The sequence below is a fragment of the Subtercola sp. YIM 133946 genome (assembly GCF_036553535.1).
Classification (GTDB): domain Bacteria; phylum Actinomycetota; class Actinomycetes; order Actinomycetales; family Microbacteriaceae; genus Subtercola.
On record NZ_JAZHPE010000051.1, the window covers coordinates 274409 to 289579 of the forward strand.

General features: G+C 67.7%; 18 protein-coding genes. 8 read left to right on the top strand and 10 right to left on the bottom strand.

Annotated elements, in window-relative coordinates:
* Positions 1 to 23 precede the first annotated feature (23 nt).
* On the bottom strand, positions 24 to 644 hold the full coding sequence (locus V3W46_RS19115) for a dihydrofolate reductase family protein (protein ID WP_331784725.1): 621 nt from the start codon (positions 642 to 644) through the stop codon (positions 24 to 26).
* Positions 641 to 1267, bottom strand: coding sequence for a dihydrofolate reductase family protein (locus V3W46_RS19120; protein ID WP_331784726.1), 627 nt, complete (start codon positions 1265 to 1267; stop codon positions 641 to 643). Before V3W46_RS19120 ends, V3W46_RS19115 begins: the two co-directional genes overlap by 4 nt.
* 112 nt (positions 1268 to 1379) lie before the next feature.
* On the opposite strand from V3W46_RS19120, the gene V3W46_RS19125 reads away from it, so the two are divergent.
* The gene (locus V3W46_RS19125; protein ID WP_331784727.1) at positions 1380 to 1940 is read left to right on the top strand and encodes a dihydrofolate reductase family protein; all 561 of its coding nucleotides are present in this window, start codon (positions 1380 to 1382) and stop codon (positions 1938 to 1940) included.
* Between the two features lie 58 nt (positions 1941 to 1998).
* On the opposite strand, the gene V3W46_RS19130 is transcribed toward V3W46_RS19125, so the two are convergent.
* The 4 genes from V3W46_RS19130 to V3W46_RS19145 all read right to left on the bottom strand — a co-directional run bounded on the left by V3W46_RS19130 (position 1999) and on the right by V3W46_RS19145 (position 3677).
* Positions 1999 to 2328, bottom strand: a complete 330-nt coding sequence (locus V3W46_RS19130) for a hypothetical protein (protein ID WP_331784728.1) — start codon at positions 2326 to 2328, stop codon at positions 1999 to 2001.
* Positions 2329 to 2402: 74 nt separating this feature from the next.
* On the bottom strand, positions 2403 to 2663 hold the full coding sequence (locus V3W46_RS19135) for a hypothetical protein (protein WP_331784729.1): 261 nt from the start codon (positions 2661 to 2663) through the stop codon (positions 2403 to 2405).
* Positions 2660 to 2989, bottom strand: a complete 330-nt coding sequence (locus V3W46_RS19140; protein WP_331784730.1) for a DUF7882 family protein — start codon at positions 2987 to 2989, stop codon at positions 2660 to 2662. The genes V3W46_RS19135 and V3W46_RS19140 overlap by 4 nt, the downstream gene beginning before the upstream one ends.
* Before the next feature lie 199 nt (positions 2990 to 3188).
* Positions 3189 to 3677, bottom strand: a complete 489-nt coding sequence (locus tag V3W46_RS19145; protein ID WP_331784731.1) for a pyridoxamine 5'-phosphate oxidase family protein — start codon at positions 3675 to 3677, stop codon at positions 3189 to 3191.
* Between the two features lie 63 nt (positions 3678 to 3740).
* On the opposite strand from V3W46_RS19145, the gene V3W46_RS19150 reads away from it, so the two are divergent.
* Together V3W46_RS19150 and V3W46_RS19155 are read left to right on the top strand one after the other, a co-directional pair.
* Positions 3741 to 4028, top strand: coding sequence for a DUF1905 domain-containing protein (locus V3W46_RS19150; RefSeq protein WP_331784732.1), 288 nt, complete (start codon positions 3741 to 3743; stop codon positions 4026 to 4028).
* A gap of 102 nt (positions 4029 to 4130) precedes the next feature.
* Positions 4131 to 4553, top strand: coding sequence for a nitroreductase/quinone reductase family protein (locus V3W46_RS19155; protein WP_331784733.1), 423 nt, complete (start codon positions 4131 to 4133; stop codon positions 4551 to 4553).
* A 6-nt stretch (positions 4554 to 4559) separates the two neighbouring features.
* Here V3W46_RS19155 and V3W46_RS19160 read toward each other — a convergent pair whose 3' ends face one another.
* Positions 4560 to 5402: a 5'-methylthioadenosine/S-adenosylhomocysteine nucleosidase gene (locus V3W46_RS19160; protein WP_331784734.1), complete on the bottom strand. Its 843-nt coding sequence runs from the start codon at positions 5400 to 5402 to the stop codon at positions 4560 to 4562.
* Positions 5403 to 5463: 61 nt separating this feature from the next.
* Positions 5464 to 6780, bottom strand: a complete 1317-nt coding sequence (locus tag V3W46_RS19165) for an LLM class flavin-dependent oxidoreductase (RefSeq protein ID WP_331784735.1) — start codon at positions 6778 to 6780, stop codon at positions 5464 to 5466.
* Positions 6781 to 6897: 117 nt separating this feature from the next.
* Between V3W46_RS19165 and V3W46_RS19170 the strand changes: the two genes are divergently transcribed.
* Complete coding sequence (locus tag V3W46_RS19170; protein ID WP_331784736.1) at positions 6898 to 8349, top strand: O-acetylhomoserine aminocarboxypropyltransferase/cysteine synthase family protein; 1452 nt, start codon at positions 6898 to 6900, stop codon at positions 8347 to 8349.
* Here V3W46_RS19170 and V3W46_RS19175 read toward each other — a convergent pair.
* Both V3W46_RS19175 and V3W46_RS19180 read right to left on the bottom strand, forming a co-directional pair.
* Entirely contained in the window at positions 8248 to 9450 is a 1203-nt protein-coding gene (locus V3W46_RS19175; protein WP_331784737.1) for an alpha/beta hydrolase family protein, read from the bottom strand. The two genes, V3W46_RS19170 and V3W46_RS19175, sit on opposite strands and share 102 nt — an antisense overlap.
* 6 nt (positions 9451 to 9456) lie before the next feature.
* Complete coding sequence (locus tag V3W46_RS19180) at positions 9457 to 10743, bottom strand: AI-2E family transporter (protein WP_331784738.1); 1287 nt, start codon at positions 10741 to 10743, stop codon at positions 9457 to 9459.
* Positions 10744 to 10933: 190 nt separating this feature from the next.
* Here V3W46_RS19180 and cls (V3W46_RS19185) point away from each other — a divergent pair, with 190 nt between their 5' ends.
* The 4 genes from cls (V3W46_RS19185) to cls (V3W46_RS19200) are packed head-to-tail and all read left to right on the top strand — an operon-like array spanning position 10934 to position 15020.
* Positions 10934 to 12406 carry a cardiolipin synthase gene (gene cls, locus V3W46_RS19185; RefSeq protein WP_331784739.1) on the top strand — a complete coding sequence of 491 codons (1473 nt, stop codon included), beginning with the start codon at positions 10934 to 10936 and terminating at the stop codon, positions 12404 to 12406.
* Between the two features lie 42 nt (positions 12407 to 12448).
* A complete protein-coding gene (locus tag V3W46_RS19190; RefSeq protein WP_331784740.1) occupies positions 12449 to 13117 on the top strand; it encodes a GAP family protein in 669 nt (222 codons plus the stop codon).
* The gene (locus V3W46_RS19195; protein ID WP_331784741.1) at positions 13114 to 13506 is read left to right on the top strand and encodes a YchJ family protein; all 393 of its coding nucleotides are present in this window, start codon (positions 13114 to 13116) and stop codon (positions 13504 to 13506) included. The genes V3W46_RS19190 and V3W46_RS19195 overlap by 4 nt, the downstream gene beginning before the upstream one ends.
* A gap of 41 nt (positions 13507 to 13547) precedes the next feature.
* Entirely contained in the window at positions 13548 to 15020 is a 1473-nt protein-coding gene (gene cls, locus V3W46_RS19200) for a cardiolipin synthase (protein ID WP_331784742.1), read from the top strand.
* Positions 15021 to 15171 lie beyond the last annotated feature (151 nt).

The following is a 15171-nucleotide window of genomic DNA, read 5'->3' on the forward strand; positions in this document are numbered from 1 at the left end:
GTACCGACCGGTGTGCATAGAGGTCAGCGCGGGCGGTTCGGGCGGTAGACGGGGCGGCCCGCGGGGCGGTACACCTGAACGGTGACGCCGCGGGTGTCGGAGTGCGACTGGAGCAGCTCGAGCGCCACGTCGCGACCATCCTCGGGAAACAGGCGCGCACCCTGCCCCAGCACGACGGGCACCGTGAGCAGCGTGAGCTCGTCGATGAACTCGTTCGCGAGCAGCCAGCGAATCAGCATCGTGCTGCCGTGCACCTGCAGCTCGCCGCCGGGCGCCGCCTTCAGCGACGCGATGGCGGCGGCGACATCGCCCGACAGGATGGTGGTCGGGTTCCATGTCGGGGCCGTCAGCGAGTTCGACACCACATACTTGGGGGCGCTGTTCAGTGCGACGCCGATCGGATGCTCGCGCATCCGCTCGTCTGTTCCCCAGCTCTGCTCGAACATCTCATAGGTGCGCCGGCCGAAGAGAAAGGCGTCGGCGCGCCGGTAGGTCTCGGTGATGAGGTCGCCGGTGTCATCGGCGAAGACCCCCATCGCCCAGCCGTCGCGCTCGAACCCGGCGGCCAGTTCGTCGGGCGTCGCGTGACCGTTGGCCTGCACCACCCCGTCGACGGTGATCTGCGTCATGGTGGTGAGCTTCACTGCGCCGCCTCGGTTCGGCGCAGCACGCGATAGTGCAGGTGCACCATGTTGCCCGCGCCCTCGAGGGTGCGCACGCGTTCGAGCTCGATCTGGTGCGCCGGCAGGCCGTCGAAGAGGCGTGTGCCGCCACCCAGCAGCACGGGCACCAGGTGGATCTCGAGTTCGTCGAGCACTCCCGCGGTGAGGGCGAGCCGCGCGGCGGTCGCTCCGTGCATCAGCACCGTGCGCTCACCCGCAGCCCGCTTCGCCGCCTCGACAGCGCTCACGATGTCGCCGACGTACGTCACGCGCGAAAAACCGCTCCACTCGGGCTCGGGCTCGCCGCGCCTCAGCACGAAGATGGGAACGCCGTCGTGGTGATCGCCGCCCCACCCGCCCGCCGCCTCGAACGTGCCCCGCCCGGTGACGACGGCGCCGGTCGACATCAGCTCGCCGGCCACCTGCTGGTTCGCGCCGTCGAGCCGCGCCGCGGTCTCGGTCAGGTCGTCGGGCACGGGGGCGCCATCGAAGATCCACTCGTGCAGTCGCTCGCCCCCATCGCCGAGGCCGTTCTCTCTGCTCTGGTTCGGTCCGGCGATGAAGCCGTCGAGCGACATCGACATGTACAGAACAACCGCCGACATGACGAACCCTCCGATTCTTCGTTGACTGGAAGACTACGACCACGTCCATCGGTCGCACCAGGCTCGGCCACCCTGGGCTGACTTCGGCGCTCGAGCGTGGAAAAATCGGGGGATGCTGATCTACTCGATGAGCGCGTCGATCGACGGGTTCGTCACCGACCGCGCCGGCCGGTTCGACTGGACCATTCCGAGCGACGAGGTGGTGCGGTTCCACCTCGAGCAGGTCGGGGCGCTCGGCGGCTACCTGCTGGGGCGACGACTGTATGAGACGATGCGGGTCTGGGAGACCGACCCGTCGCTGAGCTCCACCGAGGAGGGGGCCGCGTTCGCAGACGTGTGGACGGCGCTGCCCAAGGTCGTGTTCAGTCGCACGCTCGGCGGGGCGGGCGACCTCGGACGCAACACCCGGCTCGCCGAGGAATCAGTGGCCGAGGAGGTCGCCCGGGCGCTCGAGGCGACGAACGACGACGTCTCGATCGGCGGCGCAGACCTCGCGGCTCAGGCGTTGCGGCTCGGCCTCATCGACGAGCTGCGGGTGTTCCGCTATCCGGTGGTGCTGGGTGGTGGCACGCCCTACCTGCCCCCGCTCGCCGAACCACGGCCGTTCAGCATGATCGAGGCTCGCACGTTCGCCTCGAGCGTCGTGTTCGAGCGGTATCGGAGCATCCGATGACCGGGGACGCCGAACGCGACACAGGCGAGGACGCGCGCCCCACGAGCGGCTGACGGGGCTACTGCAGGTCATCCTCGTGGAAGTCGGGCGTACCGTCGCTGGTGAGCGGTGCCGGGTCGCCGAGGCGCGCGGCCTGGGTGTTGAACGCCCCGACGAGCTCGGCATCGGTGATCTCTTCGGCGTCGCCGGGCTGGGGAATTGCGACGAGCTGACTGGCCGGTCCGAGCAGCAGGCTCACCTGCACAATGCTGCCATCGGCGAGCCGAGAGGGGATCTCCACCGCCGCAGACGTGTTCTTACGGGCAAGCGCTTCGGCGTAGTGCACGACCGCGTCGGCAATGTCGTCGCCGGTGAGCAGCTCGCCGCCCGCGTAGTGGATAGCTTTCATTCTCAGAACCTAACTAATGTGTCCGGCTGACCATAGGGCTTGTACGCGTGAGGTATGGCAGATAGGGCGGGGGCTCAGCGGGCCTTCGGCGGCGGCGCCTCGCCCGACGACTCGGCAGCGTCTTCGTCGACCCCGGGCACCGGGATGATCGCCAGGTCGACACCCGACGTCAGCAGCAGCCGCACCTCACGGGGCATGCCCTCGCCGAAATTCGCCGTCAGCCAGCGCGGTTCGGGCGAGCGCAGTCCCGCGCCGATCTCGGCCATGACGTCATCGAGCTCGCGGCCGCCGATGCTGTACGGCTGGCCGCCGTAGATGATGTTGATGCGCTTCACAGCCCGCCCCCGTTCGGAGTCGGCGGGGTGACCTCGGGTTCGGGCAGCAGCTGCAGCCCGCCGTTCGAGTTGGCCGACTCGGTGAGCAGCTCGATCCAGGCGGGGTTGATGCGCGGCATCTTGCTGCCGAAGTACTTGTAGACGAGCGGCAACGAGGGGTGCAGCCACACCGTGGTGCGGCCGTCGCCGATGCCGTCGTCGTCGCGCCAGCTGAAGTAGAGCGACTCTCCCCGGCGCAGCTTCGCGCCGATGACGATCTGGATGTGCGCCAGCACACGATCGTCGAAGTCGATTTTCAGTACCGTGTCATAGTTCAGGGTTCCCATGACCACCTCATCTGCGTCGCGTTGCACATCGGCTCGGGCTGTCGCCCTTGTCTGCGGCCCTGCGTGGGCGGGCCGGCGGCAAGTCTAACCGTGCGGCTGCGTGTACGCCGCAATACGGTTGCTGGGCCTCCACAACACCGGCCATGTCTGCTATGTCGCCGGCAACCCGACGACGTCGCCGACCCCCCTGCACCAGCCGTCAGGCGTTGTCGGCCAGGCGCTGCAGGAAGGCGGGCAGGCGGCCTGCCCCGAAGTCGTAGTAGCGCGCCCAGCGGGGCACCAGCGAGATGCGCACCATCTGCGGGTACATCGTCTGCACCTGCTGCTCGAACCCGGCGACCTCCTCCTCAGACATCGTCTTGTGGGCGGCCGCCAGGTATTCCGCCGGAATACCGTCGACCGTCTCGAGCGTCACGGTTCCGCGCAGCAGCAGAGACCTCGCGTCGGCCGGAGTTCCGCCGACGTCGATCGTGACCGCGACCTGCGGCCGTTGCGCGAGCGCCCGCACCTTCGGCGACGGCACGGCGGTGCAGAACACCACCGCCGAACCGGTCCAGAAGAACCCGGTGGGTATCACGCGGGGCTGTGCGTCGAGACCGTTGTAGGCCAGCCGTGCCAGCGCTGCGGTCTCGAGCAGCGTCTGTGCGCCATCCTGAGCCAGCTCAGACTGCACCTCGTCGTCGTTCATGTCACGCCCCGTCATCGTCGAAAGCCGTTCGCTCGAGCTTAGGGCCCTGCGTAGGCTGTCGCCATGAAGCTGCAGTTTCGGGGCGACCTCTGGTACTGGCGGGGGCCGGCGCCCTACCACTTCGTGACGGTGCCCGAGCCGGAGTGCGATCTCATCCACCAGGTCGCCCCGCTCGTGACGTACGGCTGGGGCATGGTGCCGGTCGCTCTGCGCATCGGCCGCACCGAGACCACGACGGCGCTCTGGCCGAAAGACGGCGGCTACATCGTTCCGGTGAAGAGGGTGGTGCAGCTGCGCGAGGACCTCGACGTGGGCAGCCTCGTCGAGGTGCACCTGCACATCGACGCCTGACCGCCGGATGCTCGTGCACCCGCCGCGTCCCGCCGCCGACCGCCCCGACCTCTCGGCCGACTCGACGACACCGTTCTGCGGCGAGTTCGCTAGCGTGAAGGCATGAGTGGGTTCAACGACAGGATCATCGCCGAGTTCCGCGCCAACGGCGGCCGCGTCGAGACGGCGGGGTTCGGGTCGAGCCTGGTGCTGCTGCACACGATCGGTGCGAAGAGCGGTGTGGAGCGCATCAGCCCGGTGATGGGCATCCCGCAGCCCGACGGGTCGTGGCTGGTCGCGGCGTCGGCGGCGGGTGCGCCCGACAATCCGGCCCGGTATGCGAATCTGCTTGGGCATCCGGAGGTCGCGGTGGAGGTCGGCGTCGGCGACACGATCGAGACGATCGACGTGCGCGCGGAGGCACTGCAGGGCGAGGCCCGTGACGCCGGCTGGGCGCAGTTCACCCGCCGCTCCCCCGGCTTTCGCGACTACGAGGCCAAGGCGGGCGGCCGCCTGATCCCGGTGGTCAAGCTCTCGCGGCGCTGACCGCAGCTAGACGGGGTCGCGGAGAAGTCCGGGGGCAGCGGGAGTCGCACCCGTGAGGGCGTCGAGGAGTGAGAGCACGACGGTCGCCGAACGGTCGGCGGCATCGTCGACGTGGGTAAGGAAGTCGGTGGGGGCCGGGGTGCAGAGGTCGGAAATGCCCCTCACCGAGAGGAAGGGTCGGCCGAACACGTGGCAGGTCTGGGCGATGGCGACAGACTCCATGTCGGTGGCGAGCGACGGCGGAAACTGCCCGAGAATCTCGGCGGCGCGGGCCGACGTGACGAACGAGTAGCTCGAGACGATCATGCCGGTGTGAACAGCGGAGTCGGGCGCCCGGGGCGCCGAGGTGGGCGCGAAGGCTGGTGGCGCGGGGGTGGGCTTCCGGGCTTCGGGAACTGAAGGCGCCGAGGCGGGCGCGGCCGGCGCGGGCAGTGCGGCGGCCGCGGCGATATGGTCGTCTGAGGCCCGGTAGAGGGCGGGCATCTTGGGCACCTGGCCCAGAATGTAGCCGAAGACGCGGGCGTCGGCGTCGACGTTGACGTACTCGGCTCCGACCACCACGTCGCCGACCTGCACATCGGCGCCGAGGCCGCCCGCGGTGCCGGCGCTGATCACGATCGGGCCAGGAATGCCACCGGACGCCGTGGCCAGGATGGCCGAGGTGGCAGCGCCGGCGGCGTTCACGAGGCCGATTCCGCTGCGTACGAGCAGCACCGGATGCCCGGCGAGCGTGAGTTCGCGGTAGACCGCATGCCCCACCCGGGTGGCGGCGCCGACTACGCTCGCGCGGTCGATGAAGGGTTGCGCCTCATCGTCCATGGCGGTGATGATGACGGCGTCGACCTGCATGCGCCCACTCTACGAGACGTCTCCCGCATCGCCGACCGCCACAGCCGGCCAGAAGGGCGGGTCAGAAGTCGGCGAGGTTCGCCCGCAACCCTCCCCCGCCGAAGGAGTCGCGCAGCAGTCCCCTCGACCGCAGCACCGGAACCGTGCTGTCGAGCATCCGGTGCACCGTCACCGGGTGCAGGTCGCCGTTGATGATGAAGCCGTCGTTGCCGGCCTCGCCGAGTTCTTCGACGAAGTCGGCGAACTGGTGGGCCGTGCCGACGAACCCGCTGCCGTCAGAGAGGCGGCCCTTGCGAGCTTTGCGCGTCGCGATCTGGCGCAGGGTGTCGGTGTCGCGGTCTCCGCCGGCGCCGACGAGGTTGTTGATGGTGCCCTGCGACACGTGCTGCCCGAACACGTCGGGCCCGATGGGCTTGTCGAGGTCGAGCACGGTGAGGTTGGTCTCCAGGTCGCTCGACTGGGCGGCGAGCACGTCGTAGAGTTCGTCGTCGGTGGGATGCTCAGACGCAGCAACCACGCGCTGAACCTCTTCGTCGCTTGCCACGATCTCGGGTTTGATCACGAAGAGTACGGCGATGTCAGACGCCGCGCGCCCCTGCGCCACGGCCGCATCGTGGATCTTCTGCCGGTAGGCGGTGATGCTGGCCGGGTTGAGCGCCGCGAGCGCCAACTGCACCTCGGAGTGCCGGCCGGCGAAGGCGAGGCCGCGCCCCGATCCGCCGGGCGAGACGATCACGGGGTCGCCGGCGTCGAACGGAATCGCGTTGAGCGGGCCCTCGAGCGAGAAGTACTCCCCCGCGTGCTGTACCGGCCGCAACCGGCTGCCGTCGGCGAAGCGGCCGGAGGAGACATCGTTCACATAGGCCCCGTCGTCCCAGCTGTGCCACAGCTCACGGATGACGCCCAGCCACTCCTCGGCCCTGTCGTACGCGCCGTCGTGCGAGAGTTCGGCAAGCCCGAAGTGCCGGGCGCTCTTCACATCGGTGACCACGTTGACCCCGAAGCGGCTGTCGCTGAGGTGCTGCAGCGTCGCGAACTGGCGGGCAGCGAGGTAGGGCGGGTAGGCACCGGCGTTCACCGTCGGGGCGATGCCGATGTGCGAGGTCACGTCGAACAGGTAGGGCGCGAGCATCAGTGGGTCGTGCTTCGGCCCGCCGTAGGCCGCATTCACCCGCAGGTCGAGGGTGTCGGGCGACCCGAGCGAGAGGGCGTCTTCGATGATGAGCAGGTCGAAGCCGGCCTGCTCGAGTTCGCGGATCGACTGCTGGTAGATCTGCGGCTTCTGCCACTGGTAGTTCCATGAGTAGTCGGGCCGACCCCAGCCCTGCGGGCCGAAGCCGCGGCCGAAGAACCATCCGAAGTGTTGCGGTTGTGCCATGCCTCCAGTGTCTCCGACCCGCGGGCGACCACTCGCGATTGTTGCGTTCTGTGAAGCTCCGATTGGATGCCCGGCCCGGCGATCCGTAGCGTGGGCGAAGCGAAGGAGTACCACACGATGACGACCACCGGCCAGGCCTACGGCGAAGACAACTTCGGTTTCACGACCGAGCAGGTGCACGCCGGCGAGATCATCGACGGCGACGTCGGCGCCCGCATCACCCCGATCTACCTCACGGCCGGCTTCGTCTTCGATTCGTTCGACCACGCCCGTGAGCGTTTCGCGGGCGGCGACGGCGGCCTCGTCTACACGCGCTATGCCAACCCGACGAGCACGGCGGTCGAGGCCAAGATCACCGCCCTCGAGCACGGTGTGGACTCACTGCTGGTAGCCAGCGGCCAGGCGGCGATCACCGTGGCCCTGCTGGGCATCGTGCGCTCCGGCGACCATGTGCTGTCGACGCCGAGCCTCTACGAGGGTTCGAAGACCCTGTTCCGCGAGAACTTCGAGCGCTTGGGCATCGAGGTCGAGTTCGTGTCAGACCCGCACGACCTGGCCGAGTGGAAGAGCCGCGTGCGACCGAATACACGCGCGATCTATGGCGAGACCATCCCGAACCCGAAGAACGACCTCATCGACATCGGCCTGATCGCCGACTTCGCCCGCGAGGAGGGCCTGCCGTTCGTCATCGACAGCACGGCCTCGACCCCGTACCTGATCAGGCCGATCGAGCACGGGGCGTCGATCGTCATCCACTCGGCGAGCAAGTTCTTGAGCGGGCACGGCGCGTCGCTGGCGGGGGTCGTCGTCGACGGCGGCGCGTTCGACTGGGCACGCTACCCCGAGAAGTTTCCGCAGTTCTCCACCCCGATCGCCGGCCCGGGCAGCCCCACGCTCAGCGAGAAGTTCGGCCGATCGGCCTACCTCGAGTACACCCGTTCGGTCATCGCCGGCCGCCTCGGCCCGACCATCTCGCCGTTCAACGCGTTTCTGTTGCAGCAGGGCCTCGAGACGCTGTCATTGCGGGTCGAGCGCCACTCGCGCAACTCGCTGGCGATTGCGACCTGGCTCGAGCAGCAGCCCGAGGTCACCTCGGTCGACTACCCGGGCCTCGCGTCGAACCCCTCGCACGCGGTCGCCGTGAAGTACTACCCGCGCGGAACCGGCTCGGTGTTCGGCTTCACCCTGGCCGGTGGCACCGAGGATGCCCGAACCGTGATCGACTCGCTCGAACTGTTCAGCCGCATGTCGCACATGGGCGACGTGCGCTCGCTGGTGCTGCACCCCGCGACGACGTCGCACGCTCACCTGAGCCCGGCCGACCGCGACCGGCTCGGCATCTACGACGGGCTGGTGCGGCTCTCGGTGGGCATCGAAGACGAGGCCGACCTGATCGCCGATCTCGAGTTGGCGTTCGGCAGGCTGCGTGCGGCCAACGGGTCTACCCGCCAGGCTGCGGTCACCGCCTCAGAGGTCGGCGAAGACGCCCTCGAGCCAGTCGAACGCCCGCTGGTGGAAGAGCGCACGCCCGGTCATCTCGCAGTGACCGGTGACGCCCTCGTCGGCTGAGAACACCACGTACTCGTGCGGCACGGTGACGGCGGCCGCGAAGTCGGCCTGGGCCTCGCTGATGTCGTCGCCGTCGGTGCGGCAGATGAAGAGCGGGCACTCGATGAGGTGCTCGAGGCCGTTCAGACTGTAGTCGCGGGCCACCTCGAAGTACTCGAGCGGGTCATGCACGCCGTGCACCCAGACGCACCGCCGCAGTGCCCAGCCGCCCGACACCTTCTTCATTCGGGCCTCGAGGGCCCGGTCGAGCACGGTGAGCGCGAGCCGGTTGCCGTCGGGCACCTGGCGTTCGAGCATGTCGGGCAGGCGCGATGAGATGTTGGCGTAGAGATCGTACGGGCCCGAGTCTGAGATGCAGGCGGCGATGCGGTGCTCACCCGTGACGGCCCGCGGTGCCAGGTAGCCGCCGAAGCTCCAGCCGAGAACCGCGATGCGTGCCGGGTCGACCTCGGGCCGGCTGAGCGCGTAGTCGACCACCGGCACGATGACCGTCTCCCAGTCGGGCCGGAACGGGATGCCGCGGTCGATGATCATCGACCCCTGGCCGGGCCCGTCGAAGGCCAGCACGTTGTATCCCCGCGCGAGCGCTGCGGCCCCGTTGGCGAAGTACAGCTCTTCTGCCGTGCCGTCGTAGCCATCGACCAGGATCACGGTGGGCCGGGGGCCGTCGTCAGGCGATGCCCGGTAGAAGTAGGCGGGCAGGGTGGTCTCGCCGAACGGCAGCTCGAGCACGTCGGGCGGCAGGTCGAGCAGCGCCGCACCGGCACAGAACGTTTCGACACTCGCGGCGTGGCTCGTGACGAGCCGATCATCCAGTGGCGCCCCCATCAGCATCAGACCGGCGGTGCGGTAGTAGGTGGATGCCCGAAAGTACGCGCCTCGCGCACTGACGGCGTTGCCCGCCGACGCCGCGCCGTCGCCGACTGCCCGCACCCGGTGGGCGGTGGCCAGCCACTCGTCGTACCAGAGCGTGGCGTCGGTCTTCGTGATGCGGCTCGTGGTGTCGATGCATTCGCCCAGCTCAGCTCCGCCGCTGGTGGTGTAGGCCAGCGCGCGGATCGCCTGGGCATCGAACAACTCGTCGGCGAGAAGCAGGGTCATCGTGTGTCACTCGTCTCCTGCCGGGCCTTCCGTACCGGCCGCGGCGGGCGGCGTGGGAGCCGGGGGCTGCGTCTGCGTCTGCACGGGTGTCGGCGCCGGTGCCGTGACCTTCTCGGCGGCCCTGCGCTCTCTGCGTGCCGCCTTGTTCGCCAGATCGTCGGCCTTCATGCGTGCCCGGGTCTCGGCGGTCGGCCCGAGTGCCGGCCGCGACCAGCGCGCCGCCGGGTCGGAGTCGACCAGCAGCGTCTTGCCCAGCAGAGTGAGGGGAATCGCGAGAATCGCCCCGATCGGCCCGATCACCACGGCCCAGAACAGCACCGAGAAGAAGGTCAGCGTCTGGCTGAGCGACACGGCGTTGCCCACCACGCGGGGCTGGATGATCGACTGCACCACGGCATTGATGATGCCGTACACCACCACGACCGCGATCACCAGCGGCCAGCCGCCCACGAGGTAGCCGAACACGATCGGGGGTATCAGCGCGAAGAAGTACCCGACGTTGGGAATGAAGCTGCACAGGAACACGAGCAGGCCCCAGAGCAGGGCCGCGGGAACGCCCATGATCCACAGTGCGATGGCGCTCAGCGCGCCTTGCGTGATGCCGAGCGCCGTGGTCACGACCATGTAGCGGCGCACGTTCGACGCGTACTCGCGCAGCGCCGTGACGAAGTGCGGCTGGCGTTCTGACAGCTGTTTGAGAATAGTCGGCACGTACACCGCGTCGGCCGACATCAGAATCATGAAGGTGAGCACGATGACGAGGGCGGTCGTGATGCCGAACACGCTGCCGAGGATGCCCTGCGCGAAGCTCACGATGGTGCTGGGGTTGAAGCCGCTGGTGATCTGCGTGATCTGGGCCTGGTCGACGCCGATACTGGCCAGCCACGACGTGATGTTCGACCCCGCGGCGTCGAGCTGGGTGGAGTACTGCGGCAGCATCGACGCGAACTGGGCGAACGCGATGATCAGAGTGTAGGTGAACCCGGCCAGCAGCAGGAACACGACGAGAATCACCGATCCGGTGGCGATGCCGTGCGGAACCCCGCGCTTCTCGAGCAGCGTGCGCACGGGGTGGGCGCAGATCGTCAGCACCAGTGTGAGCAGCGTCGGGGCCAGGATGCCGCGGATGCCGCTCAGCCCGATGGCGGTGACGGTCGCCGCGGCGAGACCGAGCAGGATGATCGTGCCGCGCGGGTATCGCCCGCCGAGCGCGGCGATGCCCGTTCGGGCGCCGTCGGGCGTGGGAAGTGCGCTGTCGTCGGGTGGCGACGAAGACGGTGCGTGGTCGGTCATCTTCGAACCCCTCATGCTGCTCACCGACGGCAGAGTGCGCCGGTTGCGACAACCATAACGGCGTCGGCGGCCGCACGTCGACTTCGCATCACCTGTCTCATACCGAGGGAACGATCTTGCGGCTCAGAGCAGACAGCCGACAAACCCGACTGCCATACTCAGTCTCACTGAGCAGGAAAGTGAGATCGGCGTGAACGCACAGCAAGTGACGCTGCTCGTCAGCATTCTCTTCTTCGTCGTCGATCTGGCGATCAAGATCGCGGCGCTGATCATCATTCCGCGCGATCGCAAGCCGACGGCGGCCATGGCCTGGCTGCTGGCCATCTTCTTCATTCCCTACGTGGGCATCCTGTTCTTCCTGATTCTGGGCAGCGCGAAGCTGCCGAAGAAGCGCCGCGAGAAGCAGGTGCAGATCGACGCCATGATCGCCTCTGCCGTTCCCCGGGTCGACCTCGTCTCCGACCGCTCGACCTGGGCACCGTGGCTCGAGAACGTCACCGTGATGAACCAGAACCTCGGCGCCGTTCCGATGATCGGAGGCAACACTGCCCACCTCATCGACGACTACAACGGTGGCATCGTCACGATGGCCGCCGAGATCGACACGGCGACCACATTCGTGCACGTCGAGTACTTCATCGTCTCGTTCGACAGCGTGACGAAGCCGTTCTTCACCGCGATGGAGAACGCCGTCGCACGCGGTGTCACGGTTCGACTGCTCGCCGACCACATCTCGTCGAAGAAGGTCGCACACAGCGCAGAGACCTTCGCCGAACTCGACCGCATCGGCGTGAAGTGGTCGTACATGCTGCCGGTGATGCCGTTCAAGGGCAAGTACCAGCGGCCCGACCTGCGTAACCATCGCAAGCTGGTGGTGGTGGATGGCCGGGTGGCCTTCATGGGCTCGCAGAACCTCATCGACCGCAGCTACAACTCCCCCAAGAACATCAAGCGCGGACTGCAGTGGCAGGAACTCATCACCCGCCTCACCGGCCCGGCGGTCTCGGGCATCAACGCGGTCTTCTTGAGCGACTGGTACATGGAGACCGACGAGATCATCGAGAACGACCGCGTCAGCCCCACCGCGCTCGAGTCGGCCACCGGCCCGACCGCGCTCGACTGCCAGATCGTGCCGAGCGGGCCCGGCTACGAGGGCGAGAACAACCTGCAGCTCTTTCTCGCCCTGCTCTACTCGGCGCAGAAGAAAGTCATCATCACCAGCCCGTACTTCGTGCCCAACGAGGCGATGCTGTACGCCATCATCGCCGCCCGCAAGCGCGGTCTCGAGGTGCAGCTCTTCGTATCGGCCATCGGCGACCAGGTTCCGGTCTTCCATGCCCAGCGGTCGTACTACCGGCCCCTGCTGGAGGCGGGGGTGCAGATCTGGCGCTACCCCGCCCCGTACATCCTGCACGCCAAGCATCTGTCGATCGACGACGACATCGCGGTGATCGGGTCGAGCAACATGGACATCCGATCGTTCCTGCTCGACCTCGAGATCTCGATGCTGGTTCGCGGGCAGAGTTTTGTCGCAGAGATGCGGGCCGTCGAAGCGCACTATCGTGAGATCGGTAGTCTGTTGACACTCGATGAGTGGAACAGGGAGCCGTTGAAGTCGACGGCACTCGACGGCCTGGCCCGGCTGACCTCCGCCCTCGAGTGACAGCACCCCGCCCACCGCACTGACGAAGAGGAGCCCAGCCGAATGCTGCAGGCACTGGGACACCTGTTGCCCATCGCTGTCGCGGTGGCACTCAGTTCGGTACCGATCACGGCGACCATCCTGATTCTGCTCTCGCCCAAGCGCAACAGCGCCGCCATACCCTTTCTGATCGGCTGGGTCTTCGGCATGGCGCTGGTCATCACGCTGGTGACGCTGTTCGCGCAGGCGCTGCCCGACACCGCGCGCACAGAACCGACCGTCGCCATCGGCATCATCGAGATCGTCATCGGGCTGGCCCTGGTGGTCTTCGCTCTGATCACGTGGCGCCGCGGGCGTGGCAAGCCACCGTCGGCCGACGCGCCGAAGTGGCTTCGTGCTGTCGGCTCGTTCGGCGCGCTGCCCGCGTTCGGCATCGCCTTCGCCCTGAACTTCAGGCCGAAGGGGCTGCTGCTGGCCGTCGCCGCCGGCCTGGCCCTGCACGCCAGCGGAGTCGACCCCGCCGAGAGCGCCATCGCCATTGCGGTCTACACCGTGATCGGGGCGTCGACCGTGGCGACGCCGATCATCGTGACCCTCGCCTCGCCGGTCAAGATGCAGCCGCGCCTGGTGGCGGCCCGGTCGTGGATCACCAAGAACAGCCGCATCGTGACCGTGCTCATCATGCTCATGATCGGTGTGGTCATCATCGGTTCGGGTCTCACCGAGCTGTGATTCCGGCAGACGACGATCGCTGCCCCTGCCTCAGCGGCCTGACCTACGGCGAGTGCTGCGCGCCGGCCCACCGCGGCGTCACCCCGTCGGCGACGGCCGAGCGCCTGATGCGCTCGCGCTACTCGGCGTTCGTGGTGGGCGACGCCCCGTACCTGCTGGCCACCTGGCATGCCGACACCCGGCCGGCGACCCTCGACCTCGACCCGGCACAGCGCTTCTATCGCCTCGACATTCTGTCGCGCACGGGCGGCGGGATGCTCGAAGAGACGGGCACGGTCGAATTCGTCGCCCGTTTCAGGCTCGACGGCCGGGCATCCGCCCTGCACGAAACGAGTCGCTTCGTGCGGCAACGCGGGCTGTGGCGCTACGTAGATGGAACAATTCACTAGGAGCCTCGACTCACTACGAGCCTCGACCCCGGGAGACAGACATGGACAGCGACCAGCTCGCGATCATCATCATCGTTGCGGCCCTGCTCGTCGACCTGGCGGTGCGCATCACGGCCATCATCGTGGTGCCGCGCAACCGGCGGCCCACGTCGGCAATGGCCTGGCTGCTGGCGATCTTCCTGATCCCCTATATCGGCGTGACCTTCTTCCTGCTCATCGGCAGCTACAAGCTGCCCAAGAAACGCCGAGACAAGCAGGCCGCCATCAACAGCTTCATCATCGAGACCACGAAGGGCATCGAGCTCGTCAGCGACGACCAGCCATGGCCCACCTGGCTGCGCTCAGTCGTACGCCTCAACCGGCAGCTGGGGGCGATGCCGCTGGTCGGCGGCAACAGTGCGCACCTGATCGGCGACTACGCGGCATCGATCGCGGCGATGACTGCCGAGGTGAACCGGGCGAAGACGTTCGTGCACTGCGAGTTCTACATCATCGCGCTCGACAGCGTCACCGCCGACTTCTTCGCGGCCCTCGAGGCGGCGGTGCAGCGCGGGGTGACCGTGCGGGTGCTGCTCGACCACATCGCGTCGGTACGAACATCCACGCACCGGGCTACCTTCAAGAAGCTCACCGACATCGGGGTCGCCTGGCAGTTCATGCTGCCGGTTCAGCCGTTGAAGGGCAAATGGCAACGACCCGACCTGCGCAACCATCGCAAGCTGCTGGTGATCGACGGCACGGTCGGCTTCATGGGCTCGCAGAATCTCATCGACCGCAGCTACAACAAGAAGAGCAACCTGCGCCGCGGCCTGAAGTGGCAAGATCTGATGACGCGGGTCGAGGGCCCGGTCGTGAGCGGTATCAACGCCATCTTCATCACCGACTGGTACAGCGAGACGAACGAGCTGCTGGCCCGCGAGACCGTCGAGATCGACGACGAGATGGTCGACTCCTCCCCCGACGCGCTCGACTGCCAGCTGGTGCCGAGTGGGCCGGGGTTCGAGGGCGAGAACAACCTGCGGCTCTTTCTGGCGCTGATGTACTACGCGCAGAAGAAGGTCATCATCACCTCGCCGTACTTCGTGCCCGACGACTCCATGCTCTACGCCATCACCACGGCCAGCCAGCGGGGTGTCGACGTCGAGTTGTTCGTGTCGGAGATCGGCGACCAGGCCGGCGTCTATCACGCCCAGCGCTCGTACTATGAGGCGCTGCTGCGCGCGGGGGTGCGCATCTGGCTGTACCGGGCCCCGTACATCCTGCATGCGAAACATTTCACCATCGACGACGATCTCGCGGTGATCGGGTCGAGCAACATGGACATCCGCTCGTTCAACCTCGACCTCGAGATCTCGATGATGGTGCGCGGCGCCAGCTTCGTGCGCGAGATGCGCGGGGTCGAAGACGGTTACCGCGAGCTGAGCCGCGAGCTCACCCTCGAAGAGTGGCTGAAGCAGCCGCTGCGGTCGACCATCCTCGACAACCTCGCGCGGCTCACCTCAGCTCTGCAGTAGCGCCAGAGCCCGCCGGTTGAGTAGCGGGGCGAAGCCGCGCGTATCGAAACCGCCCACGCGGGGGTTTCGATACGCCGCTCCGCGGCTACTCAACCAGCGTCTGCCGGAGCCCGCCGGTTGAGTAGCGGGGCGAAGCCGCGCGTATCGAAAC

What these genes read in the sequence shown, in the direction of transcription:
- V3W46_RS19190 (WP_331784740.1), top strand. Translation starts at nt 12,449, where the DNA reads ATGCTGCAGGCACTGGGACACCTGTTGCCCATCGCTGTCGCGGTGGCA.
- V3W46_RS19130 (WP_331784728.1), bottom strand. Translation starts at nt 2,328, where the DNA reads ATGAAAGCTATCCACTACGCGGGCGGCGAGCTGCTCACCGGCGACGAC.
- V3W46_RS19170 (WP_331784736.1), top strand. Translation starts at nt 6,898, where the DNA reads ATGACGACCACCGGCCAGGCCTACGGCGAAGACAACTTCGGTTTCACG.
- V3W46_RS19160 (WP_331784734.1), bottom strand. Translation starts at nt 5,402, where the DNA reads ATGCAGGTCGACGCCGTCATCATCACCGCCATGGACGATGAGGCGCAA.
- V3W46_RS19145 (WP_331784731.1), bottom strand. Translation starts at nt 3,677, where the DNA reads ATGAACGACGACGAGGTGCAGTCTGAGCTGGCTCAGGATGGCGCACAG.
- V3W46_RS19165 (WP_331784735.1), bottom strand. Translation starts at nt 6,780, where the DNA reads ATGGCACAACCGCAACACTTCGGATGGTTCTTCGGCCGCGGCTTCGGC.
- V3W46_RS19155 (WP_331784733.1), top strand. Translation starts at nt 4,131, where the DNA reads ATGAGTGGGTTCAACGACAGGATCATCGCCGAGTTCCGCGCCAACGGC.
- V3W46_RS19180 (WP_331784738.1), bottom strand. Translation starts at nt 10,743, where the DNA reads ATGACCGACCACGCACCGTCTTCGTCGCCACCCGACGACAGCGCACTT.
- V3W46_RS19125 (WP_331784727.1), top strand. Translation starts at nt 1,380, where the DNA reads ATGCTGATCTACTCGATGAGCGCGTCGATCGACGGGTTCGTCACCGAC.
- V3W46_RS19175 (WP_331784737.1), bottom strand. Translation starts at nt 9,450, where the DNA reads ATGACCCTGCTTCTCGCCGACGAGTTGTTCGATGCCCAGGCGATCCGC.
- V3W46_RS19150 (WP_331784732.1), top strand. Translation starts at nt 3,741, where the DNA reads ATGAAGCTGCAGTTTCGGGGCGACCTCTGGTACTGGCGGGGGCCGGCG.
- V3W46_RS19120 (WP_331784726.1), bottom strand. Translation starts at nt 1,267, where the DNA reads ATGTCGGCGGTTGTTCTGTACATGTCGATGTCGCTCGACGGCTTCATC.
- cls (WP_331784742.1), top strand. Translation starts at nt 13,548, where the DNA reads ATGGACAGCGACCAGCTCGCGATCATCATCATCGTTGCGGCCCTGCTC.
- V3W46_RS19140 (WP_331784730.1), bottom strand. Translation starts at nt 2,989, where the DNA reads ATGGGAACCCTGAACTATGACACGGTACTGAAAATCGACTTCGACGAT.